The sequence below is a fragment of the Amycolatopsis rhabdoformis genome (assembly GCF_035918295.1).
Taxonomy (GTDB): domain Bacteria; phylum Actinomycetota; class Actinomycetes; order Mycobacteriales; family Pseudonocardiaceae; genus Amycolatopsis; species Amycolatopsis rhabdoformis.
In genome coordinates, this window is the sequence record NZ_CP142149.1 from 1,267,453 (window position 1) to 1,292,658 (window position 25,206).

General features: G+C 72.0%; 25 protein-coding genes. 12 read left to right on the top strand and 13 right to left on the bottom strand.

The features are described 5' to 3' along the window. Position 1 precedes the first annotated feature (1 nt). The 3 genes from VSH64_RS05865 (at position 2) to VSH64_RS05875 (ending at position 2,432) form a co-directional block, all read left to right on the top strand. Positions 2-898: a cyclase family protein gene (locus VSH64_RS05865; RefSeq protein ID WP_326834441.1), complete on the top strand. Its 897-nt coding sequence runs from the start codon at positions 2-4 to the stop codon at positions 896-898. Positions 899-1,132: 234 nt separating this feature from the next. Next, entirely contained in the window at positions 1,133-1,942 is an 810-nt protein-coding gene (locus VSH64_RS05870) for a DeoR/GlpR family DNA-binding transcription regulator (protein ID WP_326834442.1), read from the top strand. Positions 1,943-2,054: 112 nt separating this feature from the next. Beyond that, positions 2,055-2,432, top strand: coding sequence for a hypothetical protein (locus VSH64_RS05875; RefSeq protein WP_326834443.1), 378 nt, complete (start codon positions 2,055-2,057; stop codon positions 2,430-2,432). 125 nt (positions 2,433-2,557) lie between these two features. Here the strand turns inward: VSH64_RS05875 and VSH64_RS05880 are convergent, their stop codons facing one another. Continuing rightward, on the bottom strand, positions 2,558-3,025 hold the full coding sequence (locus VSH64_RS05880) for a hypothetical protein (RefSeq protein WP_326834444.1): 468 nt from the start codon (positions 3,023-3,025) through the stop codon (positions 2,558-2,560). Positions 3,026-3,152: 127 nt separating this feature from the next. Here VSH64_RS05880 and VSH64_RS05885 point away from each other — a divergent pair, with 127 nt between their 5' ends. Further along, on the top strand, positions 3,153-3,878 hold the full coding sequence (locus VSH64_RS05885) for a TetR family transcriptional regulator (protein ID WP_326834445.1): 726 nt from the start codon (positions 3,153-3,155) through the stop codon (positions 3,876-3,878). A gap of 31 nt (positions 3,879-3,909) precedes the next feature. Here VSH64_RS05885 and VSH64_RS05890 read toward each other — a convergent pair whose 3' ends face one another. Continuing rightward, a complete protein-coding gene (locus tag VSH64_RS05890) occupies positions 3,910-4,527 on the bottom strand; it encodes a hypothetical protein (RefSeq protein WP_326834446.1) in 618 nt (205 codons plus the stop codon). Positions 4,528-4,558: 31 nt separating this feature from the next. Here VSH64_RS05890 and VSH64_RS05895 point away from each other — a divergent pair, with 31 nt between their 5' ends. Further along, positions 4,559-4,912: a DUF488 domain-containing protein gene (locus VSH64_RS05895; protein ID WP_326834447.1), complete on the top strand. Its 354-nt coding sequence runs from the start codon at positions 4,559-4,561 to the stop codon at positions 4,910-4,912. A 167-nt stretch (positions 4,913-5,079) separates the two neighbouring features. Here the strand turns inward: VSH64_RS05895 and VSH64_RS05900 are convergent, their stop codons facing one another. The 3 genes from VSH64_RS05900 to VSH64_RS05910 all read right to left on the bottom strand — a co-directional run bounded on the left by VSH64_RS05900 (position 5,080) and on the right by VSH64_RS05910 (position 8,753). Beyond that, entirely contained in the window at positions 5,080-6,714 is a 1,635-nt protein-coding gene (locus VSH64_RS05900) for a M4 family metallopeptidase (RefSeq protein ID WP_326834448.1), read from the bottom strand. 214 nt (positions 6,715-6,928) lie between these two features. Further along, positions 6,929-7,957: a serine hydrolase domain-containing protein gene (locus tag VSH64_RS05905; RefSeq protein WP_326834449.1), complete on the bottom strand. Its 1,029-nt coding sequence runs from the start codon at positions 7,955-7,957 to the stop codon at positions 6,929-6,931. Then, positions 7,947-8,753 carry an IclR family transcriptional regulator gene (locus VSH64_RS05910; RefSeq protein ID WP_326834450.1) on the bottom strand — a complete coding sequence of 269 codons (807 nt, stop codon included), beginning with the start codon at positions 8,751-8,753 and terminating at the stop codon, positions 7,947-7,949. The genes VSH64_RS05905 and VSH64_RS05910 overlap by 11 nt, the downstream gene beginning before the upstream one ends. Before the next feature lie 82 nt (positions 8,754-8,835). Here VSH64_RS05910 and VSH64_RS05915 point away from each other — a divergent pair, with 82 nt between their 5' ends. From VSH64_RS05915 to VSH64_RS05935, 5 genes are read left to right on the top strand one after another with little or no spacing between them, the layout of a single operon-like run. Then, positions 8,836-10,383, top strand: a complete 1,548-nt coding sequence (locus VSH64_RS05915; RefSeq protein ID WP_326834451.1) for an ABC transporter substrate-binding protein — start codon at positions 8,836-8,838, stop codon at positions 10,381-10,383. Beyond that, positions 10,380-11,354 carry an ABC transporter permease gene (locus tag VSH64_RS05920; RefSeq protein ID WP_326834452.1) on the top strand — a complete coding sequence of 325 codons (975 nt, stop codon included), beginning with the start codon at positions 10,380-10,382 and terminating at the stop codon, positions 11,352-11,354. Before VSH64_RS05915 ends, VSH64_RS05920 begins: the two co-directional genes overlap by 4 nt. Continuing rightward, positions 11,351-12,244 carry an ABC transporter permease gene (locus tag VSH64_RS05925; protein ID WP_326834453.1) on the top strand — a complete coding sequence of 298 codons (894 nt, stop codon included), beginning with the start codon at positions 11,351-11,353 and terminating at the stop codon, positions 12,242-12,244. Before VSH64_RS05920 ends, VSH64_RS05925 begins: the two co-directional genes overlap by 4 nt. Further along, on the top strand, positions 12,241-13,032 hold the full coding sequence (locus VSH64_RS05930; RefSeq protein WP_326834454.1) for an ABC transporter ATP-binding protein: 792 nt from the start codon (positions 12,241-12,243) through the stop codon (positions 13,030-13,032). Before VSH64_RS05925 ends, VSH64_RS05930 begins: the two co-directional genes overlap by 4 nt. After that, entirely contained in the window at positions 13,029-13,829 is an 801-nt protein-coding gene (locus tag VSH64_RS05935) for an ATP-binding cassette domain-containing protein (RefSeq protein WP_326834455.1), read from the top strand. The genes VSH64_RS05930 and VSH64_RS05935 overlap by 4 nt, the downstream gene beginning before the upstream one ends. Positions 13,830-13,918: 89 nt before the next feature. Here the strand turns inward: VSH64_RS05935 and VSH64_RS05940 are convergent, their stop codons facing one another. Continuing rightward, the gene (locus VSH64_RS05940) at positions 13,919-14,857 is read right to left on the bottom strand and encodes an ROK family protein (RefSeq protein ID WP_326834456.1); all 939 of its coding nucleotides are present in this window, start codon (positions 14,855-14,857) and stop codon (positions 13,919-13,921) included. Between the two features lie 41 nt (positions 14,858-14,898). On the opposite strand from VSH64_RS05940, the gene VSH64_RS05945 reads away from it, so the two are divergent. Both VSH64_RS05945 and VSH64_RS05950 read left to right on the top strand, forming a co-directional pair. Next, positions 14,899-15,648: a creatininase family protein gene (locus VSH64_RS05945; protein WP_326834457.1), complete on the top strand. Its 750-nt coding sequence runs from the start codon at positions 14,899-14,901 to the stop codon at positions 15,646-15,648. Further along, positions 15,645-16,772, top strand: coding sequence for a mandelate racemase/muconate lactonizing enzyme family protein (locus tag VSH64_RS05950; RefSeq protein WP_326834458.1), 1,128 nt, complete (start codon positions 15,645-15,647; stop codon positions 16,770-16,772). The genes VSH64_RS05945 and VSH64_RS05950 overlap by 4 nt, the downstream gene beginning before the upstream one ends. Here the strand turns inward: VSH64_RS05950 and VSH64_RS05955 are convergent. The 7 genes from VSH64_RS05955 to VSH64_RS05985 all read right to left on the bottom strand — a co-directional run bounded on the left by VSH64_RS05955 (position 16,762) and on the right by VSH64_RS05985 (position 25,162). Then, positions 16,762-17,346: a TetR/AcrR family transcriptional regulator gene (locus VSH64_RS05955; RefSeq protein ID WP_326834459.1), complete on the bottom strand. Its 585-nt coding sequence runs from the start codon at positions 17,344-17,346 to the stop codon at positions 16,762-16,764. The two genes, VSH64_RS05950 and VSH64_RS05955, sit on opposite strands and share 11 nt — an antisense overlap. After that, entirely contained in the window at positions 17,347-17,640 is a 294-nt protein-coding gene (locus VSH64_RS05960; RefSeq protein ID WP_326834460.1) for a putative quinol monooxygenase, read from the bottom strand. Positions 17,641-17,650: 10 nt separating this feature from the next. Next, positions 17,651-18,532 carry a sulfurtransferase gene (locus VSH64_RS05965; RefSeq protein ID WP_326834461.1) on the bottom strand — a complete coding sequence of 294 codons (882 nt, stop codon included), beginning with the start codon at positions 18,530-18,532 and terminating at the stop codon, positions 17,651-17,653. A 77-nt stretch (positions 18,533-18,609) separates the two neighbouring features. Beyond that, positions 18,610-19,665 (bottom strand): glycoside hydrolase family 64 protein, encoded by a 1,056-nt coding sequence (locus VSH64_RS05970; RefSeq protein WP_326834462.1) that lies wholly within the window; start codon positions 19,663-19,665, stop codon positions 18,610-18,612. A gap of 208 nt (positions 19,666-19,873) precedes the next feature. Then, positions 19,874-20,392, bottom strand: coding sequence for a lytic polysaccharide monooxygenase auxiliary activity family 9 protein (locus tag VSH64_RS05975; protein WP_326834463.1), 519 nt, complete (start codon positions 20,390-20,392; stop codon positions 19,874-19,876). 502 nt (positions 20,393-20,894) lie between these two features. Continuing rightward, entirely contained in the window at positions 20,895-24,716 is a 3,822-nt protein-coding gene (locus VSH64_RS05980; protein WP_326834464.1) for an ABC transporter ATP-binding protein, read from the bottom strand. After that, positions 24,713-25,162 carry a MarR family winged helix-turn-helix transcriptional regulator gene (locus VSH64_RS05985; protein WP_326834465.1) on the bottom strand — a complete coding sequence of 150 codons (450 nt, stop codon included), beginning with the start codon at positions 25,160-25,162 and terminating at the stop codon, positions 24,713-24,715. Before VSH64_RS05985 ends, VSH64_RS05980 begins: the two co-directional genes overlap by 4 nt. Positions 25,163-25,206: the final 44 nt, after the last annotated feature.

The window sequence follows — 25,206 nt, forward strand, 5'->3', positions numbered from 1 at the left end:
GATGACGGAGCGGCCGGCGTACGCGGACCTGCCGGGTGGTGACGCGAGCGGGGTGTTCGGCCCGGGCGACGCGCTCGGCGCGCTGAACCTGCAGACCCCCACGGCGATCGCGCACGCGGCGACGCTCGTGCGCGAAGGCGCGGTATTCAGCCTCAACGCGCCGGTCGACTGGGTGGACCCGCCCTTGTTCAGCCGCGAACAAGTCGAACACCACGTGTTCACCACCCCGCGCGGCAACCTCGACGACTGGCTCGACCGGTACTACCTGCAGGCGTCTTCGCAGTGGGACGGGTTCCTGCACGCGCGCCGCCCCGACGGCGACTTCCACAACCGGCTGCCGGCCGCCGGCCACGGGGTGCACGTGTGGGCCGCGCGCGGCATCGCCGGGCGGGCGGTGCTGCTCGACGTCGGCGCGTACCTCGCCGACCAGGGCCGGCCACTGCACTGGCGCACGCGCGCCGAGATCACGGCGGCCGATCTCGAAGCGTGCCGTGCGGCGTGCGGGGTCGAGCAGCGCGCCGGGGACGTCTTGTTGATCCGCACGGGCTGGGCGAGCGAGTACGAGCGGGCCTCGGTGGCGGAGCGCACCGCCGTGCGCGCCGACACCACCGGGCCCGGCCTGGCGGCGGACGACGAGCTGCTCGCCTACCTCTGGGACTGGGGCGTGAGCGCGCTGGCGTGCGACAACATCGCGGTCGAGGCCCTGCCGCTCGGCCCGGTCGCGCTGCACCCGCGCCTGATCGGGCTGCTGGGTGTGCCGCTGGGCGAGCTGTGGTGGCTCGACGAACTGGCCGCGCACTGCGCCCGCGACGGCCGCTACGAATGCCTGCTCACCTCGGCGCCGATCAACCTGCGCGGCGGAGTGGGCTCACCGGCGAACGCGCTCGCGCTCAAGTGACCGCCCGGATTCCGTGGTGGCGGGCGGGAAAACGGCGGCGCGAACGGACCGTTCGCGACCGCGGCCCCGCTCGCGGCCCACGGTCGACCTGGGCCTGAGCGGAAAACCGGCACGAGGGGACCGGTCGCGGCGGTTCGAGGTGGTGTTGGAGAATTGACACTGGTTAACATCGGACGGATCCGGCAGGGCCCGTCGCGGTGACGGGCCGCCCGGGAGGTCGAGAGGGAGGAACGCGTGGTAACCGAGGCTCAGGTGTCGCCCGCGCAGGAGCGTCGGATCAGGCTCGTGTCGATGGTCGAGGCGCAGGGGTTCTGCACGGTGGCGGAGCTGGCCGTGGCGCTGGACGTCTCGGAGATGACGATCCGCCGGGACGCGCGCCAGCTGGTGGGCGAGGGCCGCATGCGCAGCGTGCACGGCGGGGTCACCATGCTGCCGGCGGCGGCGATCGACGGCACGGACTTCCGCGCCCGCGCCACGCGCGACAACGACGCGAAACGGGCGATCGCGCACAAGGCGCTGGAGCTGCTGCCCGACACCGGCGCGGTGGCGTTCGACGCCGGCACGACCACGCACGAGGTGGCCAAGCTCCTCCCGGACGGCGCGCGCCTGCAGGTGGTCACGGCCTCGCTGCCGATCGTGAACACGTTGCTGGGGCGCGACGGTTTCGACGTGATCAGCCTGGGCGGCACGCTGCACCCGAGCTCGCAGTCGTTCGCCGGCCCGATGACCGTGGCCGCGATCGGCGGGCTGCGCGTGCGCACGCTGCTGCTGGCGGCGTCGAGCCTCACCGACGACGGGGTGTTCTGCGGCAACCACTTCGACGCGGGGTCCAAGCGCGCGCTCGTCGACGTCGCCGACGAGGTGATCCTGCTGGCCGACTCCGGCAAGTTCGAGCTCTCGGCGATGGTGCGGGCGTGTTCGCTCGACGACGTCGACCTGTTCGTGACCGACGACCGGCTGCCCGACCGCCACCGCCGGGCCATGCGCGACCACGGCGTCGAGGTGATCACGGTGCCGGTGGAGGAGGACCACGCGATCGCCTGAGCGTCGCGTCCACAAAGGACACTCGCGGTCGTTCACCCGATCCGGTGGCCTTCGCGTGTCGAACGGCTGAGCGGACCCGCACCCGGTGCGCCTGCACCAGACTCGCCCGGTGATGAACACCTCCCTCGACGACGCGGGCCGCTGCCTCCTCTCGGTGGCCTGGAACATCCGCACCGGCGTCCCGCGGGCGGGGGCTCGCAAGGAGGAGATCCGGGCCCGGCTGCAGGCCGTCTGCCGCACGCTGGGCCACGCCGCCTGCGCCCGCGCGGCGGCGGCCGGGGTGCCGCCGGACCACGTGCCGTTCCTGAAGCTCGCCGATCTCGCCTACGAGATCGACACCCTCCTGCTGCTCGTCGACACCGCGCTCGCGCCCGACGCCGACCGCGACCGCCGCCGGTGGGCCGAGATCGAAACCCTCGTCGCCGGGGTGGATGACGTCGTGGACCAGGCCGCGAACGTGCTGGGCGGACAGCTCGCGAACAGTCGCTGAGGGTTTCCCAGGGGCACTATTCCCTTGGGGCACAACGACCAGGAGCTGTTCGAGCCGGGAGCTTAACCGCCGGAGCTGCTCGCACCGGCGGGTGGTCGAAGCCGCACCGCCGTCCGGAAGCGGGCTCAGTGGCGCACGCGCACGCCGGCCAGCACCGCGCTCAGGCTCGGCAGCCAGCGCTGCCGCGGGTCCGGCGCGGCGAGCCACTCGGTGGACACGCCCGGGGTCAACGGACCGATCGGCAGCGGCACGAGAGCACCGCAGTCCAGCAGGTCGACGTCGGCGGGCAGCGTGGCGCGCGGGGGGATGAGGCCGTCGGTCTCGGCGAGGATCGCGACGCGCGGGCCGTGCTGTGTGGGCAGGACCAGCACAGGACCCTGGCAGCCGGTGTCGGCGAGGTGGCGCAGCACCGGCCCGGCGGCGAGCTTCGGCAGCGTGACGGCGCACAGGCCGTTTTCGAGCGCGAGGAACAGCCGGCTGCCCTGCCAGCGCACCGACCAGCCGAAGAGGCGGCCGTAGTAGGCGTCGAACCGCTCGTGGGCGCGGTCGGCCGGCGCGAGCTCGATCGGCTGGAGCTGCTGGTCGAGGGTCATCGTCCACGCCTTCCGGTGGTGGGGGAGCGGTCACGGGGTCCCGAGGTCCGACCACGAGTTTAACGGCACTCAGTGCCACTAGCAAGACGGTGCCTGCCGGTGAGGCGGCCTGCTAGCGTCTGCGGGCATGACCGATTCGCCGCGCCGCGCGCCGGCCACCCGGGTCGGGGCGACGCCCGCCGGCCGACGGCAGCTGCGCCGGGCGCTGTCCTCGGCGGCCGTGGACCTGTTCGTGGCCAACGGGTACGAGGCGACGACCGTGGACGAGATCGCGGCCGCGGCCGGCGTCGGGCGGCGCACGTTCTTCCGGTACTTCGACACCAAGGACGACGTACTCTTCGCCAACCACGACGAGATCGTGACGGAGATGGAGCAGGCGTTCGAGAACGCCGACCCGGCGCGCGACGCCGTGGAGGTGGCCTGCGAGACGGTGAGCCTGGTGCTCGACTACTACGCCGCGGACCTCGACGTGTCGCTCAAGCGGTTCACGCTGACCCGGACCGTGGCTTCGTTGCGGGACAAGGAAGTCGCGACCGTCGACCGGTACCAGCGCGTGCTCGCGCGCTACCTGCAGACCCGATTCGCCGAGCAGGGCGACGGTACGGCGAGCCTGCGCGCGGCCGTCGCGGCGGCGGCGATCGCGGCGGCCAACAACCACGTGCTGCGGCGGTGGCTGCGCAGTGGGGGCAAGGACGACATCACGGCGAGCGCCGCCCGGGCGTTCGCCCTGGTCGGCGAGGCGTTCCGGCCACCGGCCGCCGAGACGACGGTGGTGGCGGTGCTGAGCACGGCGACGCCGTTGCCCGAGGTGATGGCCCGCCTCGGCGCCGTCTTCCCGGCCGACGATCGCTAACTGCACTCAGTGCCACAACCGACCGGCGGACTCAGCCCCGTGCGGCGGCGTTGATCTCGACCGGATAGCCGGTGCGCAGCACGGCGATCGTGGCCGGTGGCGTGATGACCTGGGCTTTTCCCCGCGCCGGAAGCACCGAGCGGGTGCCGTACCCGGCCGTGGTCCACGCGGTGAGCCCGCCGTCGACGATCACCGCGGGCTCGTCCTCCCGCAGCACGAACACCCCGTCCGGCAGACCCGCCCACGGCAGCTCGTGCAGCCGGCGCCGCCGGCCGTCGAGCCGTTCGGCGTGCAGCTGCCGGTTCATCGCCCGCGCCGACGGCGGCGCCACGGCCAGCTCGTCGGCCCACCCATCGCGATAACGCACGTAAGAGGCGTGCCGGCATTCCGCGCACGGCCGGTGCCCGGCGGCGAACGACACGGCCTCGTCGTGGAAGAACAGGTGCGTGTAGCGGTGCGGCAGCCACTGCTCGCGCCACCGGCCGCGGAACTCGAGCCGGCAGGTGAGCCACAGGTCGCTCGCGTGGGTGCGCACGAGGTCGTGTCCGGAGTGGAGGATGCCGCGGTTGCCGGTCCACGCGCCGCGCAGCGGGATCGCGACGATCTCGCCCAGCGGCGTCACGCGATTGCGCTCGGGCGCGCTAGTCACGGCCGGCCCCGGCATGGGCGACAATGGCGGCATGGTTCGTTTCAGTCGCGTCTACGACCCGGCCGGCCCCGACGACGGCACGCGCGTGCTCGTGGACCGCGTGTGGCCCCGCGGTCTCGCCAAGGCGAAGGCCGCCCTCGACGACTGGTGCAAGGCCGTGGCGCCCACCACCGAGCTGCGCAAGTGGTACGGCCACGACCCCGACAAGTTCGCCGAGTTCACCCGCCGCTACCGCGCGGAGCTCGCCGAGCCCGGCCCGCAGGCCGACGCGCTGGCCGGCTTGCGGGAGGCCGCCGCGAACGGCCCGCTCACGCTGCTCACCGCGAGCAAGGCCCTGGACATCAGCCAGGCCGCCGTGCTCGCGGACCTGCTCTCCGAAGACTGACACGGTCTCCATGGTGCGCTCCTGACCCGCACCTCGCTGGCAGGTTCGCGACAGGGTGACCCATGCCGTCACCCACGCCGCCATCGCCGGCCACCGCAGACCACGCGAAAAGCCGTTGCCGGCACCCGGAAACCCGAGTGCCGGCAACGGCCGTCGAGAGAATCGCCTTACGGAGCCAGGTTCAGCTGCGTGGCCTTCACCGCGTTGGCGACCTGGGTGCAGTCGGCCGTGGTGGTGCCGGCGACGCCGGTGCGGGCGTTGGTGGTGCAGGCGGAGTTGAGCGCCGTGCCGAGGTCCTTGAAGGTGGACGTGGGGCGCAGCAGGTTCTCGACCTTCCACCAGAGCGCGATGGCCTTGTTCTCGCCGATGCCGCGCACGGTCTGGCCGTTGAAGGTCGCGCCGTCGGTGATGAGGTAGTCGGTCTTGTCGACGACGCCGGCGTTGATGTGCGGGTCGCCGCTCGCGCCGACCCAGTACTGGCCGTTCACGCGGTCGGGGCTGGGGCCCTCACCCGAGTTCGGCGGGTTCTTCATGTCGCGCACCTGCCCGATCGACGAGCCCGCGCCCATCAGCCAGCGGTTCGCGCCCTGCACGTTGGCGTCGCCGGCCTTGATGGCGATGAACTGGCCCATCACGTCGGACATGCCCTCGTTGAGCGCGCCGGCGTAGCCGCTGCCGAGCTGCGAGGTGTGCTGGGTGACGCCGTGGGTGAGCTCGTGACCGGTGATGTCCATTGTGGTCACGCCTTCACCGAAGGCCATCTGCTCGCCTTCCCAGAACGCGTTGGCCCACGGGCACTGCGTGTGGCGGCGGCCGTCGTTCTCGGTCTCGACCTCGCACATGCGCACGGTGCCGCGCAGGGCCTTGCCCTTGCCGTCGTGGTAGTCGGCGCCGATGTTGGCGGTGAGGTCGTAGGAGGCGTAGGTGCCGTAGAAGTCCTGTGCCTTGCCGAAGAAGTCGTAGACGCTGTTCACGTCGGCGGTGGCCACCGCGGCCTGGCCTTCGCCGCGGGTCACGCCGAACGCGGTGCCCACGCCGCAGCGCAGGTCGGCCAGCGTGGCGATGTCGAGGTCCACGACCTTGCGCTTGGCATCGCACACCACCCGGTTGGTGGCGGCCTCCGAGTCGCCCCACACCTGCAGCACCTTGCCGGTGTCGGCGCCGACGACGACCGTCCACTTGTCCTCGGGCGTCGCGCCGGTCACCGGCACGAAGTACGTGGGCACGGCGGTGGCGCTCGCGCCTTCGCCGCCGAGGCTCGCGTCGTACCAGTAAGCGGTTTCCGCACCGGTCTTCAGGCTCTTGGCGTCCGCGTCCTGCTTCATCACGGCGTCGTGCGCCAGGCGGGCCGCGCGGTCCTGGGCGCTCTTGGCGTCGGCCGGGAACGCGCCCTGCGTGCGCTGCGTGGTCTTGCCGAGCGCGGCCATGAGCGCACCGCTGCCGTCGAGGTCCTGCACGATCTGCGCGCCGTACACCGGCACCCCGCCGACGTTCTGCTGCAGCCGCGCGATGCTGCCACCCGGCACGGCCTGCACGCTGGTGAGCGCGAGGTCGCCGACGGCGAGACCGAACTGCCGGGCCAGGTCCGCGGTGTGCGACCGCGCGGACGCGGCGGCGTTGCCGGCGAGACCGCGGGCGGCGGCGACCGGGGCCGCGGGCTGCACGGCGATGACGCGGCCGAGGGAGTCGGTGCTCACCTGGTCGGTCTGCTGGGGCGACGCGTTCGCGGCGCCGGTGGCGGCCACGAGGATCGACGACGCCGTCACCGCTGTCGCCAGCACGGCCAGTCGTTTCGAAGACATACGGTCTACCTTCCGCACGGAGGACCACCTCGAGTGGCCCGTGGGAGAAGTTTCGGATTCCGGTCCGAAACTGGGCAGCGCCGAAAGTAGGGAGTGGATCGTGGTCCAGCCGTTGGGTGGAAAACACGCAAACCGGACACTCCGAAATCGATGTCGTTCTCCGCCAACGACTTCAGCCGCGTGAACGAACTCCCGCGATGTCCAGGATGTGGGATCAGCGAGAAGCCGCGGACGCGTGGAATTCGCGCCGCACCGTTTCGATTCCCGGCGTGGTCCGGGACGGGTGCACGCGGTTGGTGAGCAGCACGTAGTACCGGCCGCGCGCCGGCTCCACCCACAGGCTGGTGCCGGTGAACCCGGTGTGGCCGTACGCGGTGGGCTCCAGCGCGGTGCCGACGGGTGAACCCGGCCCGTCGAGGCCCTGCCACGCGAGCCCGCGGCGCAGCGCGAGATCCTCGGTGTGACAAGCGATCATCGCCGCGTGCGAAGCAGGTTTCAGCAATGCTTGCGCGCCACCGGCCAGGACCTGACCGAGTCGCTCGACGTCGCGCAGCGGGGCGAACAGTCCGGCGTGCCCGCACACTCCGCCCAGCACCACGGCGTTCTCGTCGTGCACCTGTCCACACACGACTCGGCCCCGCCACGGACAGTCCTCGGTGGCCACTGCGTCAGCCAGAAATCCCCCAGCCGGCCCGAATCCGGTGGCGGTCAACCCCGCCGGCTGAGTGACGAGGTCCGCGACCAGTCGGTCGAGCGGCGCGCCGCCCGCGACCTCGGCGATCAGCCCGAGCAGGATGAACCCCTGCGACGAGTACTCGACCCGCGTGCCCGGTGCCGAGCGCAACGGACCGATCCGGATCGCCTCGAGCAGCGCGTCGCGAGTGGTGTGCTCGCGGTAGAGCGGGGTGCCGCCCGGCAGTCCGGACGTGTGCGTGAGCACCTGCCGCACGGTGATCGAGGCCTTGTCGCCGCCCGCGTACGCCGGCAGGTGCCGGGGGAGCGGGTCGTCGAGGTCGAGCAGGCCGCGTTCGGCCAGCGCCACCACGGCGAGCCCGACGATCGGCTTCGTCACCGAAGCCAGGTCCCAGAGACTGTGCTCGGTCGCCGCCGGGCCGCCGTGCCACCGAGTGCCGAGCACTCCGCGGTCGAGCACCTCGTCGGCCGTACCCACCGACCACGCGGCGGCGGAGAACACGCCGGTTTCCTGTGCCCGCGCCAGAATCTCACCGAGCTCAGTCCTCATCGGACACCGCCTGCAGGGTGGCCGGCCCGAGCTTCGCCGAGATCCGGTTCGCCGCCTCCGCGACGAGCGGGCCTAGGGTGGTGACCGCGTCCGGCGGCAGGGTGAAGGTCAGGCCGGACACGCTCACCGCGCCGGCGAGCACCCCGTCGGCGTCGATCACCGGGGCCGCCACGCAGCGCACGTGCGATTCGTACTGCTCGTCGTCGACCACGTACCCGAGTTCGTCCACAGTGGCCAGTTCCGCGCGGATCGCCGCCGGGTCCGTGAGGGTCTTGCCGGTCCACGCCCGCAGCGGCGCGGTGTCGAGCACGGCGGCGACGTCCGCGGCCGGCAGGCGCGACAGGATGGCCCGCCCGACGCCGGTGCAGTACAGCGGCACCTCGCCGCCCGGGCGCGTGTTGAGCCGGTACGCCTGCTCGGGCTCGAGCTTCTCCACGTACACCGCCTGGTCGGCGTGGCGCACCGCGTAGTGCACCGTGTGCCCGGTCCGCCGCCGCAGGTCGGCGAGCACCGGCCGGGCCGACCGCGTGGCGCGGCTGCCGGCGAGCACCGCGGCCGACAGCCCGAGCAGCCGCGGCCCGACGTCGTAGCGGCCGCTGCCGGCCGACGCGGCGAACCCGGCGTCCGCGAACGTCTGCAGCATCCGGTGCGCGGTCGGTTTCGGCAGGTCGCAGGCCTTCGCGACGTCGGCGAGGCGGTGTGGCCCGCCCGGGCGCGCGAGGGTGGCCAGCACTTCGAGTGCCTTGTCCACCGCGCCGCGGGGACTGGTCGCCGAGTCGTTGACAGCCTTGGTCACGGCGCCTACCTTAGCGCAATCGCATTCCATCTGACGGAACGGTCTTTCACTTCACGAAACGATCGAAAGGAGTCGGTACCCCGTGGCCCCTCCGCGTCCCCGCCTGTCCCGCCGCGACGCTCTCCGGCTCGGCGGCCTGGCGCTGCCCGCGCTCGCGCTGCCGGGTCTGCTCACCGCGTGCGGCAGCGCTGCCGGCGTGTCCGGCAACGTGCTGCGCGTGGCCCAGTCCGCGGACCCGAAGACGCTGGACCCCCAGAAGCAGGGCGACCTGACCTCGATGAACGTGTTGATCAACCTTTTCGACACGCTCACCACCCGAGGTCCGGACAACCAGCTCAAACCCGGTCTGGCCCTCTCGTGGTCCGCGCCCGATCCGCTGACCTGGCGGTTCAAGCTGCGCCCCGGCGTCAAGTTCCACAACGGCGAGCCGTGTGACGCGGCCGCGATCGCGTTCAGCATCAACCGGCTGCTCGACCCGGCCACGAAATCGCCGATCGTGGAGCTGCGGTACGTGAAGCACGCCGCGGTCGTCGATCCGCTGACGGTGGACCTGCACTGCAGCGCGGCCGACCCGATCATCCCGGCCAAGGTCTCGCTGTTCGGCGGCGTCGCTGTGCCGCCGAAGTACCTGAAGCAGGTGGGTTCGGCCGGTTTCGCGAAGCACCCGGTGGGCACCGGGCCGTTCACCTTCGAGGAGTTCGAGCGCGACCACCAGCTGCGGATGCGCGCGAACCCCGCGTACTGGGGCGGCAAACCGGCCTACGACGAGCTCGTGTTCCTGCCGATGGCCGACCCGTCGTCCGCGCTCGCGTCGCTGCAGAGCGACGAGGTGGACATCGTCGCCAACCTGACCCCGGACGCCGCGCTGCAGATCCAGGGTTATCCCGGCGTCGACATCCGGCACTTCCCGGGCATCCGCACCTCCTACCTCTCGCTCGACACCACGCAGGGCCCGCTGCGCGACGTGCGGGTGCGCCAGGCGCTCAACCACGCCGTGGACGTGCCGCTGCTGATCAAGGCGGTGCTCGACGGCAAGGCGCGCGAGGTGCCGACGATGTTCCCGCGCGAGTCGTTCGGCTTCGACCCGTCGATCGCGCCGTACACGCGTGACCTCGGCGAAGCCAAGCGGTTGCTCACCGAAGCCGGTTTCCCGAACGGCTTCGACACCTCGATCACCGCGCTGACCGCCGACTCCAACGTCGCCGAAGCGATCTCCGGGCTGCTGGCGAAAGTCGGCGTGCGGGCCCGTGTCGACCTGTTGGACTCCGGCACGTACACCAGCCGCCTCACGTCGAACAACCACAGCGCGCTCGGCCCGATCTACCTCGCCGCCAGCACCGGCTGGACGCTCGACGCCGAAAGCCTCGTGCAGTCCAACGTCCGCCACGACCGGCGGCAGAGCCGCTGGCACAACGCAGACGCCGACCGGCTCATCGACGCCGAGGAGCTCTCCCTCGCCCCCGCCGCCCGGCAGCAGGCGTTCACGTCGCTGCAGAAACTTCTGAAGCAGGAGGCGCCGTTCGTGTTCCTCTACCAGATCGACAACACCTACGCGGTCAACACCAGGCCGACGTGGCAGCCCGGGGTCGTCGGCGTGCTCGCCATGGCCTCGGCGAAGGTGACCCCGTGACGGCGCCGGTCACCACCGCCACCCGCCCGGTCGCGCGCGCGGGCGCGGGCGTTCTGCGGGTGGTCGTGACGAAGGTGCTCACCGCGATCGTCGTGCTGTTCTTCGTGGCCACGGCGGCGTTCCTGCTCGTGCGGCTCTCGGGTGACCCGGTGAAGCTGATCCTGCCGCCCGACGCCACCGCGGCCCAGGAAGCGACGCTGCGCGCGAGCCTGGGGCTCGACCGGCCGCTGATCACGCAGTACCTCGACTACCTGGCCGGCCTGCCGCGGCTGAAACTCGGCACCTCGCTCGTGTACGACCAGCCGGTGACCGACGTGCTGTTCTCCCGCGTCCCGGCGACGCTGGAGCTGGCCGGAGCCGCGCTGCTCGTGGCGCTGGCGCTCGCCGTGCCGGCGGGCACGTTCGCGGCGATGCGGCGCGGCCGCGCGGGCGACTCCGGCGTGATGGCCGGTGTCCTCGTCGGACAGTCCACGCCGGCCTTCTGGGTCGGCATCCTGCTGATCCTGATCTTCGCCGTGCAGCTGAAGATCCTGCCCGCGTCGGGGTACGGCGGGATCGAGCACCTGATCCTGCCCGCGGTGACGCTGGCCGTGTACTCGGTGGCGGTGATCGCGCGGCTGTTGCGCTCGTCGCTGATCGACGTGCTCGGCTCCGACTTCATCCGCACCGCCAAGGCGAAAGGCCTGAGCACCGGCGGCATCGTGCTCGGCCACGGCATGCGCAACGCCGCGCTGCCGGTGGTCACCGTCGTCGGCCTGGAGGTCGGCTCTCTGCTCGGCGGCGCGATCCTCACCGAGCAGGTGTTCTCGTGGCCGGGCCTCGGCCGGCTCACGGTCGAGGCGATCCAGAACCGCGACTTCCCGCTCGTGCAGGCCGCGGTGCTGTTCTTCGCCGCCACGTTCGTGATCGTGAACCTGCTGGTGGACCTGTCCTACACGATTCTCGACCCGAGGGTGCGGGTGACGTCATGACCGCCATCACCGCTGTGGCCGCCGCCGCGCGGTCGGCCCGGCCGAGCGCCGTGCGCGCGATGCTGCGCAACCGTCTCGGCGCGGTCGCCGTGACCGTGCTCGTGCTCATGGTGCTGATCGCGCTGTGCGCACCGCTGATCGCGCCGTACGACCCGAGCGCGCAGGACCTGCTGGTGCGCCTGCACCCGCCCGCGTGGGAGTCGGGTGGCGACGCGAGCCACCTGCTCGGCACCGACCAGCTCGGGCGCGACATCCTTTCGCGGCTCTTCTACGGCGCCCGGATCTCGCTGCTGGTGGGTGCCTGCGCGGCGCTGCTGGCCGGGATCGTCGGCGCGGCGATCGGGCTGGTGGCCGGGTTCCTCGGCGGCTGGTTCGACCGGGTCCTCATGCGCTTGGCCGACATCCAGCTCGCGTTCCCGCCGATCCTGCTGGCGCTCGCGATCGTCGGGTTCCTCGGCTCGGGTCTGTGGTACGTGGTGCTGGTGCTCGGCTTCACCGGCTGGGTCTCCTACGCCCGCGTGATCCGCTCCGAGGTCCTTTCCCTGCGCACCAGGGAGTTCGTGACCGAGGCGCGGGCGATCGGCGTGAGCGACCTCGCGATCATGCGCCGGCACCTGCTGCCCAACGTGATGGCGCCGCTCGCCACCATCGGCACGCTGCACGTGGCCGCCGCGATCGTGGCCGAGGCCTCGCTGAGCTACCTCGGCCTCGGCGTGCCCAAGCAGACCGTGACGTGGGGCGGCATGCTCAGCGACGGCCAGCTCTACCTCGGCACGTCGTGGTGGGTGGCCGTGTTCCCCGGCATCGCGCTGATGATCACCGCGTTGGCCGTCAACATCACCGGAGACGTCCTGCGCGACGTCGCGGACCCGAAGGCGTACCGCTCATGAGCCTCGTGGAGATCAAGGACCTGCGGGTCGAGTTCCGGCTCGACACCGGCACGGTCACGGCCGTCGACGGCGTGAGCTTCGCCCTGGACGAGGGCGAGACGCTGGCGGTGGTGGGGGAGTCGGGCAGCGGCAAGACCGCCACGGCCCTGTCGCTGCTGCGCCTCAACCCCGAACCGCCGTGCGCCTACGAAGGCGAGGTGCTGCTGGACGGGCGCGACGTACTGCGACTGTCCGAAAAGGACCTCCGGAAGATCCGAGGCAACGACGTGGCGATGGTGTTCCAGGACCCGATGACGAGCCTCAACCCGGTGAAACGGGTCGGGGCGCAGGTCGCGGAAGTCGTGCGGCGCCACCAGGGCGCGTCCCGCGCGGAAGCGGGCAAGGCCGCGGTGGAAGCGTTGCGGGAGGCCGGAATCCCGGATCCCGAACGCCGGGCGGCCCAGTACCCGCACCAGCTTTCGGGCGGGCTGCGCCAGCGCGTGATGATCGCGATGGCGCTCGTCGGCCGGCCGCGGGTGCTGGTGGCCGACGAGCCGACGACCGCGCTCGACGTGACCGTGCAGGCACAGATCCTGGAACTGCTCGTGGACCTGCAACGCAGGCACGGCATGGCGATCCTGCTCATCACCCACGACCTGGGGGTGGTGGCCGAGGTCGCCGACCGGGTCGTGGTGATGCGCTCGGGCCGGGTCGTGGAGACCGGCGATGTGCTGCCGGTGTTCGAGACACCGCAGGAGGAGTACACGCGCGAGCTGCTGCGCGCCACACCGAAGCTGGAGCGGGTATGACGAACCTGGTCGAGATCCGGGGCCTGCGCAAGGACTACGGCGCGGTGGCCGCCGTCGACCACGTCGATCTCGACGTGGTCGGCGGTGAGACGCTCGCGGTGGTCGGCGAATCGGGCTCCGGCAAGACGACACTGACCCGGCTGCTGCTGCGGCTGGAAGAACCGACGACCGGCTCCGTCCGCTTCGCCGGCGAAGACCTGGCGACGCTGCCGGCGGCGCGGCTGCGCAAGGTGCGCCGCGAGATGCAGGTGGTGCTGCAGGATCCGTACTCCAGCATGAACCCGCGCCTGCGCGTGACCGAGATCGTCGGCGAACCGTTGGTCACGCACGAACGCGGCCTGCGGGGCCGCGGCGGCCGCAACCGGTTGCGGGCGCGGGTGGGGGAGCTGCTCGACGCCGTGGGCCTCGCGCCCGAGGTGCAGGACCGCTACCCGCACGAGTTCTCCGGCGGGCAGCGCCAGCGCATCTCGATCGCCCGCGCGCTCGCGCTGGAACCGCGGCTGGTCGTGCTGGACGAGCCGACGAGCGCCCTGGACGTGTCCGTGCAGGCGCAGGTGCTCGACCTGCTCGCCGACCTGCAGTCCCGCTTGCAGCTGACGTACGTGTTCGTGTCGCACAACCTCGCGGTGGTGCAGCAGATCGCCGACCGCGTGGCGGTGATGCGCGCGGGGAAGATCGTGGAGCTCGCCGCGAAACGGCAGCTGTTCGCCAAGCCGGAGCACGAGTACACGCGGACACTGCTCGACGCCGTGCCGGACCCGGATCCACGCCGGGCGCGCCGCTGGGCCACGTCGTGACGCGGTCAGAACCGTGGCTGGTGGTGTGGTCGGAGCCGTGGTCGGTGTTGGGGCCGCCGCCGGACGCCGGGCGGTGGTCCGTGCGCTGCTCAGTGCCGCGACAGCACCAGGCCCGCGCCGCCGAGCAGCACGATGTCGTCGGCCGGGCCGGTGTTGACCAGCACCCGGGGCGGTTCGGCGCCGGTGGCCCACGACGAGTCCTCGCGCAGCCGGTGCTCGATGCGGGCGCGGAACGCCTCGCCGCCCTCGGAGGCCTCGCCGTGCAGGATGAACAGGCCGGGCGCGAACAGCTGCTGGATGTTGACCAGGCCGAGCGCGATATTGCCCGCGTACTCGTCGAGCAGCGGGTCGCCGGCCAGCTCGGCAACCGTGCGCCCGGCCAGGCCGCGGCGCTCGGCTTCGGCGCGCAGCCACGACGTGGTCGCCACGGTCTTCCAGCAGCCCCGCGCGCCGCAGGTGCACGGCAGGCCGCTGGCGGCCACCGTCATGTGCGCCCCGCTGCGTCCGCCGGGCGGGGCGAGCACCTCGCCGTCGTAGAGGATGCCGACGCCGAGCACCTCGCCGGTCGACACCGACGCGAAGGTGGTGCGGCCGCGGCCCGGGCCGAACCAGCGGTCGCCGAGCACCTGCACACGGGCGAGGTGCTCCACGTGCACCGGCACGCCGGCCAGCCGCGTCACCACCTCGGCCACCGGATAGCCGTGGAGCGCGGGCACCTCGTTGACCTCGATGATCACGCCCGCCGCGGCGTCGACCAGGCCCGCGGCGGCGATCCCGACCCCGGTCGGCGGGCTCGGGAACCGCACCGCCTCCGCGAGCGCGGCGTCGATCTCGGCGGGGTCGGCCGTGCCGTGCGGGTAGGTCGTGGTGCTCTGCCAGACGACCGTGCCCGACAGGTCGAGCAGCGCGGCCCGCACGCGTGCGGGCAGCAGCTCGACGGCGCCCAGCAGCGGTGCCTTGACCTCGGCGTCCGGGGCCACGGCCGGAGCCGGGACCAGCCGCAGTGCTGGCCGTTCGCCGGAATTCATGCGGTCACGATGCCACGCCCGGCCCGACGAGGGGAGCCCACATGCCCGAACTGACGCGGATGACCTGGCGGGAGGTGCGCGCGGCCGCGCCGTCGGCCATCGCGCTGCTGCCGATCGGCTCGCAGGAACAGCACGCCGGCCACCTGCCGATGGGTACCGACACGATGCTGGCCGAGGCCGTGGTCGACGGCGCGCTGGAGCGGCTCGGCGGCGAGCCGGAGGTGGTGCGGCTGCCCGCGCTGCCGTTCGGGCACAGCCCGCACCACCTGTTCGCGGCCGCGGTGTCGCTTTCGGCCGCCACGCTGCAGGCCGTGCTCGCCGACGTGCTCGATTCACTCGGGCGCAGCGGGTTCTCGCGCGTGTTCGTGGTGAACGGCCACGGCGGCAACGACGAGATCATGCGGCTGGCTGTGAAGCAGTACGCGCTGAAGGCCGACGTCGCGCTCGCCGCGTGCTCGTACTGGGCGATCGGCGAGCCCGCCTCGCCGGGCCACGCCGGGCTGTTCGAGACGTCGCTGATGCTCGCCGCGAAGCCTGACCTGGTCCGCGAACCCGGGCCGCGCCCGGACGTGACCCCGCCGCCGCTGTTCGACCGGCCGCCGTACCCGGGGCTCACGGTCGAGCGGTACGGCGAATGGGCCCGCGTCGGCGGCTCGACCGACGACGCCACGGCGGCGACCGCCGAACGCGGCGCCGATCTGCTCGACCGGCGGGTGGCGGCGCTGGCCGCCGCGATCCGCGCCTTCGCGAGCGCCACTCGCGAGCACGCACACACCGAAGGGGAGGCATGAAGATCACCGATGTCGACGTGCAGGTCGTGAACCTGCCGTTGACCAACCCGTTCACCAGCTCGTTCGAGACCAAGACGGGGGAGACCCGCACGGTCGTGCGGCTGCGCACCGACACCGGCGTGGAGGGCTGGGGCGAGACGATGTGGGGCCGGCCCGTCGCCGAGCTCACCCGCCAGCTGGGTGCCGAGCTGATCGGCACGAGCCCGTTCGCGCTCGAGGCCTTCCACCGGCGCCACCACATGGTGCCGTTCTTCCACGGTTACCTGGGCTACGCGGCGCTGGCGGCGCTCGACGTGGCGTGCTGGGACGTGATGGGCAAGGCCACCGGCCAGCGCGTGACCGATCTGCTCGGCGGGCCGGTGCGCGACGAAGTGCCGATCACCGCGCTCGTGACCCGCGCCGACGCGCCGGGCGCGCAGGGCCGCGAGCTGGCGCAGGGCATCGCCGAGCACGCGTCGAAGGTCGTGGCCGAAGGCGGCTTCACGGCCGTGAAGCTCAAGGGCACCACCGACGTGTTCGGCGACGTGAAGATCATGCGTGAGCTGCGGCGCGCGCTGCCCGACGTCGAGCTGCGCGTGGACCCGAACGCCGCGTGGTCGGTGCCCGACTCGATCCGCGCCGGGCTCGCGATGGAGGAGCTCGACCTGGAGTACCTCGAAGACCCGTGTGTGGGCATCGAGGGCATGAGCCAGGTCCGCGCGAAGGTGCGGATCCCGTTGTGCACCAACATGTGCCTGGTCCGCTTCGAGGAGTTCGCCCCGGCGGTGCGCCTGAACGCGGTGGACGTGGTGCACGGCGACGTCTACAAGTGGGGCGGCATCGCGGCGACGAAGGCGCTCGCCGCGCACTGCGAGACGTTCGGCCTCGGCATGAACCTGCACAGCGGTGGCGAGCTCGGCATCGCGACGGCCGCGCACCTCGCCGTGGTCGCCAGCACGCCGGTGCTGTCGCGCGCGATCGACAGCATGTACTACCTGCACGTGGACGACATCGTCGAGCCGCTGCGGTTCGAGAACGGCCGCCTGAAGGTGCCGACCGGACCGGGCCTGGGCGTGGAGGTCGACGAGGAGAAGCTGGCCTTCTACGCGGCGAAGAACGCCGCCGAGGGTGACCTCACCGGCTGACGCGCGCGAGCACGCCGTCGAGCGAGCGGGCGAGGGCGTCGGGTGAGCCGTGCAGGTGCGACATCGCCGTGCCGCCCTGCTGCGCGGTGAGCAACGTGAGGGCGAGGTCCTCCGCGGACACGTCCGCGGGGATCTCGCCCGCGGCCTGGGCGCGGCGCACGAGCTCGGTGATCGCGGCCTGCCAGCGATCGAAGAGGCGCGCGAGGGTGGCCCGCAGCTCGGCGTCGTCGTCGACCTGGCCGACGAAGGCGCCGAGCGGGCAGTTGCCGTACCCGCTCTCCTCGGCCGCGGCGAGCACCTCGTCACGCCAGCGGCGCACGTCGGTGCAGCCCTCGTCCCGCAGCGACGGCTGCGCGGCCAGCACGCGTTCGAGCTGGTGCTCCAGCACGGCGACGGCGAGGTCCTGCTTGCCGAGGAAGTAGTGGTAGAGCTGGGATTTGCCGGTGCCGCTCTCGGCGAGCACGTCTTCCAGCGGCGTGCCGCCGAGGCCGCGCTCGTGCATCAGCCGTGCGGCCGTGGTCACGATCTTCTCGCGCGTGCGGCGGCCGCGGCTCGTGGTCGGTTCGGGGCGCATCTACGCTGGATACTCTTCGTAGTGGCGGGTGTCGAGCGTCGCGGGGTCGAAGCGGCCCGCGATCGAGCCGATCCACTGGCGGAACAGCGGGGTCGAACGGAACTGCTCGTGTCCCTCGACCGAGGTCCAGTCCACCGCGACGGTGAAGCGGCCCGGCTCTTCCACACACCGGCTGACCTTCGCGGACCGGCAATCCGGGTGTTCGCGCAGGAACGGCACGCCGGTGGCGAGGGCGCGGCCCAGCTCGTCGGCGCCCCCGGGCAGCGCGGTGAGGGTGGCGATTTCGGTGACCACGGCGGCCTCCTCAGGCGGTTTCGACGGGCAGGTCGGCTCGCGCGCTCCACTCGTTCCAGGAGCCGTCGTAGTTGGCCCCGAGCGGGTAGCCGGCCAGGCCGAGTCCGAAGAGGACGGTCGAGGCCGCGACCCCGCCGTTGCAGTAGGCGAGGACCGGCCGGTCCGGGTCGAGCTCGGCGGCGGCGAAGATCCGCGTGAGCTCGGCGGTCGGGCGCCAGGTGCCGGTGGTGAGGTCCACGAGGTCTTCGCGCGGCACGTTCACGGCGCCGGGGATGTGCCCGGGGCGGTTGCCGGGGCGCGCGATCTCGCCGGTGTACTGGCCGGGGTCGCGGGCGTCGACGAGCTGCGTGTCCGGCTTGTCCAGCGCGGCCAGCACGTCTTCGGCCGTGGCGCGCAGCTCGGGCCGGGTGTGCGGCGTGAACGTCGCGCGCGGGTGCTGCGGCACGGCGGTGTCCACGGGACGGTTTTCCTGCTGCCACTTCGTGAACCCGCCGTCGAGCACCACCACGCGCTGGTGGCCGTGGTAGCGCAGCGCCCACCACAGCCGGGTGGCGAAGGTCGAGGCCGGGTGCGTGTCGTAGGCCACCACGAGGTGCTCGTCGCCGATCCCGGCGTGCGCCATGGCCTCGGCGAACTGCTCGGCGCCGGCCACCTGCACGGGCACGGCGTCGTCCGGGTCGACGATGTCGCGCGTCCAGTCGAGGAACACCGCGCCCGGGAGGTGCCCGGCGGCGTACTCGTCGGCCGAACTCTCGTACCCGAGCCCGGCGGGCTGCGCACCCTGGCCGGGCAGCGGCGGCACGGAGCCGCGGATGTCGACGATCCGCACGCCGGCGTCGTCGAGGTGGGCGGCCAGCCACTCGGTGGTGACCAGGAAATCGCTGCGGGACATGGCATCGGGCCCGTCTCCGGGAGCGGGCCCGATGCCCGCCGTCTGTCTGTACCATACAGTACAGTTCGAGCGGGGTGCTAACGCAGCGCGTTGATCGTGATGGTGAGGGTGTCCGGGTCGCCGGCCTGCACGGCGCCGCTGAAGTCCGGGGCGGGGGAGACGTCGTCGTAGGGGAAGGCGTAGCCCCGGTTGTCCGGCAGGCGGCTGTGCACGATGCGGGCGTAGTGGTTGGTCTGCGGGGCGGTGTAGAACTTCGCCGGGTCTTCGCCGTCGGGCTGGTTCGGGTTGTCGAGCAGCGTCGTGCGGTTCAGGGCGGCGGCGAGGCGCGGGACGATGGCCTTGCGCGCGTCACTGGCCCCGGCCGGCAGGGCGAACGGGCCGCTGTCGCAGCTCCACACGTCGGCGGTGGCTGGTTTGGCGAACTTCTCGCTGCCGAACGCGAGCTGCCCGTCGCCGCCGACGCGACCGGTGAACTTCCCGAGGCCGGGGATCTGCGAATCGACGGTGAGGTCGGTGCCCGCGTACTTCTGCCAGACGGAGTCGAGGTAACCGTCGAGGTAGCCGCTGAAGCGATCGGCGCGGTGCTGCGCGGACAACGCCCGCAGCGGCCGGCCGTCGGCGCCGGTGTCCACGAGCTCGGCCCACGCGCCGCCCTGGGCCTTCAGTGCGGCGCTGATCGGATCGAGCGAGCCGGCGGGCAGGCCGGGCACGGTCTGGTCGCCGGAGCCGGTGGTGGTGAGGTGCAGGCCCATCGGGATCGCGACGAAGTCGACGTAGCTGATGTTGGCGAACAGCACCGCGTCGTTGAAGGTGAACTCGCAGAAGGACCAGCTGCGGCCGTGGTTCGGGTCCGCGGTGTCCACGAAGCTCGGGTGCACGAGGGCGGGGCCGGGGTTCACGAAGAAGTCGAGTTTGGCGTCGGTGACCACGTAGATCCGGGCGCCCGCCATTTTGGGCACGTTGAGCTTCGCCGTCGCGGGGATGGCGCAGTCTTCGGCGAGCGGTGTCTGCGCTGACGGTGACGGCGGGTAGTACGGCGTGCCGTCGGCCTTGAGGATCACGGGCCGGTTGTCCGGTGCGATGCCGGTGACGTAGATGTAGGTCTGGTCGGCGCCGGAGCGGTCGTCGAACACGAGCTTCACTGTGTCCGGGGTTGTTGCGGAGGCGGTTCTGGTGCCCCACAACGGAAAGGTGGCTGCTGCGGCGGAAGCGCCGAGGAAGGCTCGTCGGGAGATCAGGGAAATCGCCTCCTGGAGAATGCTTGGGGGTGACCACGGCGTGGGCGGGGAATCGTTGTCGCCGAGGGGAAACCGGCTGCCGGCCGGCTTCTTTTCGGGCTGCTCAGCCGACCTGGAGGTCGATGCAGGAGTAGAACGCGTTGGCCGTGTCGGCGATGTTCCACACGGCGAGCACGGTCTGGCGGCCGGGGTGGCCGCCCAGGTCCACCTGGTGCGCCACGGTTTCCGGCGGCTGCTGGTTGTGGCCGTCGAAGCTCGCGACCTTCTCGTCGCCCACGTAGTACTCGTAGCTCGCCGTGCTGTGGCGCGCGGTGAAAGTCCAGGTGAACGTGACCGTGGAGCCGACGGACGCGGCCTGCCAGGGCTTCGAGTTGTCGTTGAGCTCGGCGTATTCTGCCTTGCCGCCGTTGCAACTGTGCAGGCCCTTGGGCCCTTCGACACTCTGCGGCTCGTACTTGATCGCCCCACAGTCCACGATCCCCTGCGCACACTGCGCCTGCCTGCTGGCGGGCGAGTTCACGTAACCGTGGGCGCTCGCGATGCCGGCGGGCCCGACGAGCACGAGCACGGGCGCGAGGGCGGCGCCGGTGAGGCCGGCGATGAGTTTCCGGTTCGCTTTCACATCAGGCTCCTTCGGGGAGTGCTCCCGGCTGGGTGGGGCCGGGGGCGAAGGAATGCATTGTGGTCTAGACCATAGCCGGAGGTGGTGGACTTGGTCAACAACTGGCGAAGTCGGAGTGAAAGTTGGTTAGTGGGTCACCGGGTTGCCGGGTCGCCGGATGAATCACTCGTCCGGCTGTGGACAACCGGCTCCAAGACGGTGCTGGACGGGGTTTTTGTCGGTGGTCGCCGATAGAATGGGTTCGGGGACGGCCCCCTCGGGAGGGTGGGGTTTGTCCCGGCCCGGTGGGTGTGGGCCTGGTGTTTGTGGTCAGGCCCGCGCAGTCCGGTTCAGCGCGGCCAGTCCCGGCCTGGCCCGGTCCGGCTCAGCCCAGCCCGGTTCAGTCCGGCTCAGCCCGGTCCGGCTCAGCCTGGCGTGGTGGCTGTGGGCTCGGTGGGCCTCGTAGGGCCGGCCCGGTGGGTGCTGGCGCAACACCCGAGTCGTTCGGGGCGGCGCTGCCCGATCACCGTTGCCCCGACAGCAGCTCGAACGCCTCCCACATCCCGGCATACCGCCCCCCGCGCGCCAGGAGCTCGGCGTGCGCGCCGGACTCCGCGATGCGGCCGTGGTCGAGGACGACGATGCGGTCGGCGGACTGGGCGGTCTGCAGGCGGTGGGCGATGACGATGGTGGTGCGGCCGGCGGCCAGGGTGCGCATGGCGTCGGCGACGTGGGCTTCGGCGGCGAGGTCGAGGTTGGACGTGGCCTCGTCGAGCAGGAGGATGGCCGGGTCCACGAGTTGGGCGCGGGCCAGCGCGAGGAGTTGGCGTTGGCCCGCCGACAGGGAGCGGCCGCGTTCGGCGATTTCGTGGAGGTAGCCGCCCGGGAGGGTGGCCACGAAGTCGTGGGCGCCGACCGCGCGGGCGGCGGCTTCCACTTCGGCGTCGGTGGCGTCGGCGCGGCCGTAGGCGATGTTGTCGCGCACGGTGCCGGTGAAGAGGAACGCCTCTTGGGGCACGTAGCCGAGCGCGCGGCGGTAGGCGGCGAGGTCGAGGGAGCGCAGGTCGTGGCCGTCGACGCGGACGCTGCCGGTGTCGGGGTCGTAGAAGCGCGCGAGGAGTTTGACCAGCGTCGACTTGCCCGCGCCCGTCTCGCCGACCAGGGCCACGGTCTCGCCGGCCGCGATCGTGAGGTCGACCTCACGCAAGGCCTCCGGCGGTTTCAGCACCACGGACGAGCCCGCGACCAGCCGCGGATCGGCGGGGCCCCGGCGTTCGGCAGACACCGGACCCGGTGCCGACGGGTAGGCGAACCGCACGCCGTCGAAGGTGATCTCGCCGCGAAGCCGGCCCGGGTCCAGCGGCGAGGTGGCGGGCGGGGTGAGCGTCTCCAGGCGCATGAGGTCGGAGATGCGGCTCACCGACACGCGCGTCTGCAGCCACGAGTCGAACACCTGCGAAAGCTGCTGGATGGGGGAGAAGAAGAGGTCGATGTAGAGGATGAACGCGATCAGCGCACCCGGCGTGAGCCGGCCCGAGTAGATCATCCCGGCGCCGACGCCGAGCACGATCGCGTCGGCGCCCGCCGAGAGGAACTGCACGAACGGGAAGTAGGTCGCGGCCAGGCGCTGCGCCGAGTACCGCGAGTCGAGGTAGTCGCGGCCGAGGCGGCGGAAGCGGCGGATCGTCTCGTCCTCGTGCGCGAACGCCTGCGATTCCCGCACGCCCGAAAGGCTTTCCTGGAAATCGGCGTTCACGATCGCCACGCGTTCGCGCGCCACGTCGTAGAGCTTCGCCGCGCGCCGGCGGAAGATCACCGTGCCGATGGCCAGCGGCACCACCACCGTGAGCGTGCAGAGGCCCAGCAGCGGGTTGACCACGACCAGCGTCACGCCGACACCGGCGAACGTCACGAACGCGACCAGTGCCGAGAGCAACCCGTTCTGGATGAGCGACTCGAACTGGTCGACGTCGGTGGTCATCCGCGTCATGATCCGGCCGGCCATCTCGCGCTCGTAGTAGTCGAGCGAAAGCCGTTGCAGCTGCGCCCAGATCCGGATGCGCAGCGACAGCATCACGCGCTGCGCGGTGCGCCCGGTCACGAACGTCTGCGCCACCTCGTCGAGGAACGCCACGAGCGTGATCAGCAGGAACAGCCCCGCCGCGCCGAACAGCACGGCCTGCGAACCCTGCAGCACCCCATCGTCGATGCCGCTCTTCACGAACACCGGCCCGACCACCGACGCGACGGCGTCGATCACCACCAGCAGCAGCCCGAACAGCAGTGGCCGCCGGAATTCGCGCAGCAGCGTGCGCAGGGAGAACGTGCGCTGCTGGCGGGCTTCGGTTTCGAGGTCGACCTTCGCGAAGTCCCGCACGGGTTTCAGCCGGTCGACGCTGGCCAGCAGCTGAGGGGTCGGGGGCAGCGCGGCGCGCCAGCTCCGGCCGCCGGCCGAGCCGCCGAGGCCGGCTCCGATGCCGGCGGCGCCGGTGGGACGGGCGGCGAGCCGCTGACCGTTGCGCGGCTGTCCGGTGCGGTCACCGCGCCAGGCCGACGCCGTGGTGCCGGCCGCGGTGAGCGCTTCGATCCGGTCGCCGACCCGTTCGGCGGCTTCCTCTTCGAGGCCCGTGAGCAACGTGCGGTACAGCGCGCTGCGGTCGAGCAGCTCCTCGTGGGTGCCCTGGTCGGCGACCACGCCGTGGTCGAGCACCACCACGCGGTCGGCCAGGTGCAGGGTCGAGCGGCGGTGCGCGACGAGCAGCGTGGTGCGCCCGGCCAGCACCATGCGCAGCGACGCGTTGATCGATTCCTCGGTGTTGGCGTCGACGGCGCTGGTGGCGTCGTCGAGCACGAGCACGCGCGGGTCGGTGAGGATCGCGCGGGCGAGGGCCACGCGCTGGCGCTGCCCGCCCGAAAGCGAGAGCCCGCGTTCGCCGACCACGGTTTCGTAGCCCTGCGGCAGCGCGCGGATGAAGGTGTCGGCCTCGGCGACCTTGGCCGCCGCGGAGATCTCCTCGTCGGTGGCACCGGGCCGGCCGTAGGCGATGTTGGCGCGGATCGTGTCGGAGAACAGGAAACTCTCCTCGAACACCACGCCGACCTGCGAACGCAGGGACTGGAGCCGCACGGTGCGCAGGTCTTGGCCGTCGAGCAGCACGGCGCCGGAGTCCGGGTCGTGGAAGCGGGAGACGAGCATGGTCGCCGTGGTCTTGCCGCTGCCGCTCGGGCCGATCAGCGCCACGCGCTCGCCGGCGCCGACACGCAGGTCGAACCCGCGCAGCACCGGCGCGTCGGGGGAATAGCCGAAGTGGACGTCCTCGAACGTGATCTCGCCCTTGGCGGTCGGCAGCTCGACGGCGTCGGGTGCGTCGGCGATGTCCGGTTCCAGGTCGATCAGCTGGAAGATCCGCTCCACGCCGGCGCGGGCCTGCTGGCTGATCGCGAGCACGCCGGCGAGCTGGCGCGCGGGGGCCATCAGCTGGCCGACGTAGGTGGAGAACGCGAGGAACGTGCCGAGGCTCAGCCCGTGGTGCAGCGCGAGCCAGCCGCCGAGCACGAGGATCGCGACCTGGCCGAGCGCGGGGATCGCCTGCAGCAGCGGCTGGTAGCGCGACTGCAGCCGCACGGCGCGCAGCTGCATGCCGTAGAGATCGCCCGCGGTGTCGGCCAGGCGGTTCAGCTCGCGGCCTTCCTGGCCGAACGCCTTGACCACGCGCACGCCGTTCACGTCTTCGTCCACGATCTGCACCACGTCGCCCTCGCGCTGCTGCGCGGCCCAGGTGGCGGGGAAGATCCGGCGCCGCATCCGGTAGCTCACGGTGAGCAGCAGCGGCACGACGATCAGGCTCACGAGCGCGAGCAGCGGGGAGAGGACCAGCATCACGCCGAGCGAGAGCAAGACCAGCAGGATGTTGCCGCTCATGATCGGCAGCAGGCTGAGCAGCCCCTGCACCAGCGCGGAATCCGAAGTCGCGCGCGACACGACCTGGCCCGTGGGCATGCGGTCGAGGTTCGCGAAGTCCAGGCGCTGCAGGTGGGCCTGGATGTCGTTGCGCAGGTCGTACTGCACGGCCAGCGCGACGCGGCCGCCGTGGTAGCGCCGCTGGTAGGCGAACACGAAGGCCGCTGCGGCGATCACGAGCAGCGCGATGAGCCACGGCCAGAGCGAGGCCGTGCGGCTGAGGATCACGCCGTCGACGATCTGGCGTTCCAGCAGCGGCACCACGGTCTGGCAGGCGCTGCCGAGCACGGCGGCGCCGAACGCGATCAGCAGCTCGCGGCGGTGGCGCAGCACGTAGCCGCTGAGGCGGCGCAGCCAGCGGGACTTCTCTTGCGTGCCGCTCACCGGCTTCCGGCCGAGCGCTGCGCCATGACCTCGTCGATCGCGTCGCCGAGCCGGCTGAGCGACTCGAGCACGCCGTCGCCGTCGGAGGTGCGGGAAACCAGCGCCATGAGGCCTTCGACCATCCCGGCCTCGGTGGTGGCGAGCAGCTGTTCGCCTTCGGGGGTCAGGGAAAGCGCCGTGGCCCGGTGGTCGGCGTCGACGTCGCCGCGGATCAGCAGGCCGCGCTTCGTGAGGGCGTCCACCGCGGCGCTGATCGCCGGGCGGCCGAGGGCGAGGCGCCGGGCCACGCGCGAGGCGCGCTCGTCGCCCGAGGCCACGGCCGAGAGCACGCGGTAGTGGGCGAGGTTGAGCTCCCCCGAGGAGCGCTCGAGCAACCGTGAGACGCGGGCCAGCGCCCGCACGGCGTTCGTGGCGGTCTGTTCGCGGGATTCTCCGGGGGAGGGCATGATCCCGACTGTAACCCTTGTTTGTTCGATCGTCGAACTAGTAG

What these genes read in the sequence shown, in the direction of transcription:
- VSH64_RS05985 (WP_326834465.1), bottom strand. Translation starts at nt 25,162, where the DNA reads ATGCCCTCCCCCGGAGAATCCCGCGAACAGACCGCCACGAACGCCGTG.
- VSH64_RS05865 (WP_326834441.1), top strand. Translation starts at nt 2, where the DNA reads ATGACGGAGCGGCCGGCGTACGCGGACCTGCCGGGTGGTGACGCGAGC.
- VSH64_RS05955 (WP_326834459.1), bottom strand. Translation starts at nt 17,346, where the DNA reads ATGCGCCCCGAACCGACCACGAGCCGCGGCCGCCGCACGCGCGAGAAG.
- VSH64_RS05880 (WP_326834444.1), bottom strand. Translation starts at nt 3,025, where the DNA reads ATGACCCTCGACCAGCAGCTCCAGCCGATCGAGCTCGCGCCGGCCGAC.
- VSH64_RS05885 (WP_326834445.1), top strand. Translation starts at nt 3,153, where the DNA reads ATGACCGATTCGCCGCGCCGCGCGCCGGCCACCCGGGTCGGGGCGACG.
- VSH64_RS05930 (WP_326834454.1), top strand. Translation starts at nt 12,241, where the DNA reads ATGAGCCTCGTGGAGATCAAGGACCTGCGGGTCGAGTTCCGGCTCGAC.
- VSH64_RS05935 (WP_326834455.1), top strand. Translation starts at nt 13,029, where the DNA reads ATGACGAACCTGGTCGAGATCCGGGGCCTGCGCAAGGACTACGGCGCG.
- VSH64_RS05950 (WP_326834458.1), top strand. Translation starts at nt 15,645, where the DNA reads ATGAAGATCACCGATGTCGACGTGCAGGTCGTGAACCTGCCGTTGACC.
- VSH64_RS05900 (WP_326834448.1), bottom strand. Translation starts at nt 6,714, where the DNA reads ATGTCTTCGAAACGACTGGCCGTGCTGGCGACAGCGGTGACGGCGTCG.
- VSH64_RS05945 (WP_326834457.1), top strand. Translation starts at nt 14,899, where the DNA reads ATGCCCGAACTGACGCGGATGACCTGGCGGGAGGTGCGCGCGGCCGCG.
- VSH64_RS05925 (WP_326834453.1), top strand. Translation starts at nt 11,351, where the DNA reads ATGACCGCCATCACCGCTGTGGCCGCCGCCGCGCGGTCGGCCCGGCCG.
- VSH64_RS05965 (WP_326834461.1), bottom strand. Translation starts at nt 18,532, where the DNA reads ATGTCCCGCAGCGATTTCCTGGTCACCACCGAGTGGCTGGCCGCCCAC.
- VSH64_RS05895 (WP_326834447.1), top strand. Translation starts at nt 4,559, where the DNA reads ATGGTTCGTTTCAGTCGCGTCTACGACCCGGCCGGCCCCGACGACGGC.
- VSH64_RS05875 (WP_326834443.1), top strand. Translation starts at nt 2,055, where the DNA reads ATGAACACCTCCCTCGACGACGCGGGCCGCTGCCTCCTCTCGGTGGCC.
- VSH64_RS05905 (WP_326834449.1), bottom strand. Translation starts at nt 7,957, where the DNA reads ATGAGGACTGAGCTCGGTGAGATTCTGGCGCGGGCACAGGAAACCGGC.
- VSH64_RS05940 (WP_326834456.1), bottom strand. Translation starts at nt 14,857, where the DNA reads ATGAATTCCGGCGAACGGCCAGCACTGCGGCTGGTCCCGGCTCCGGCC.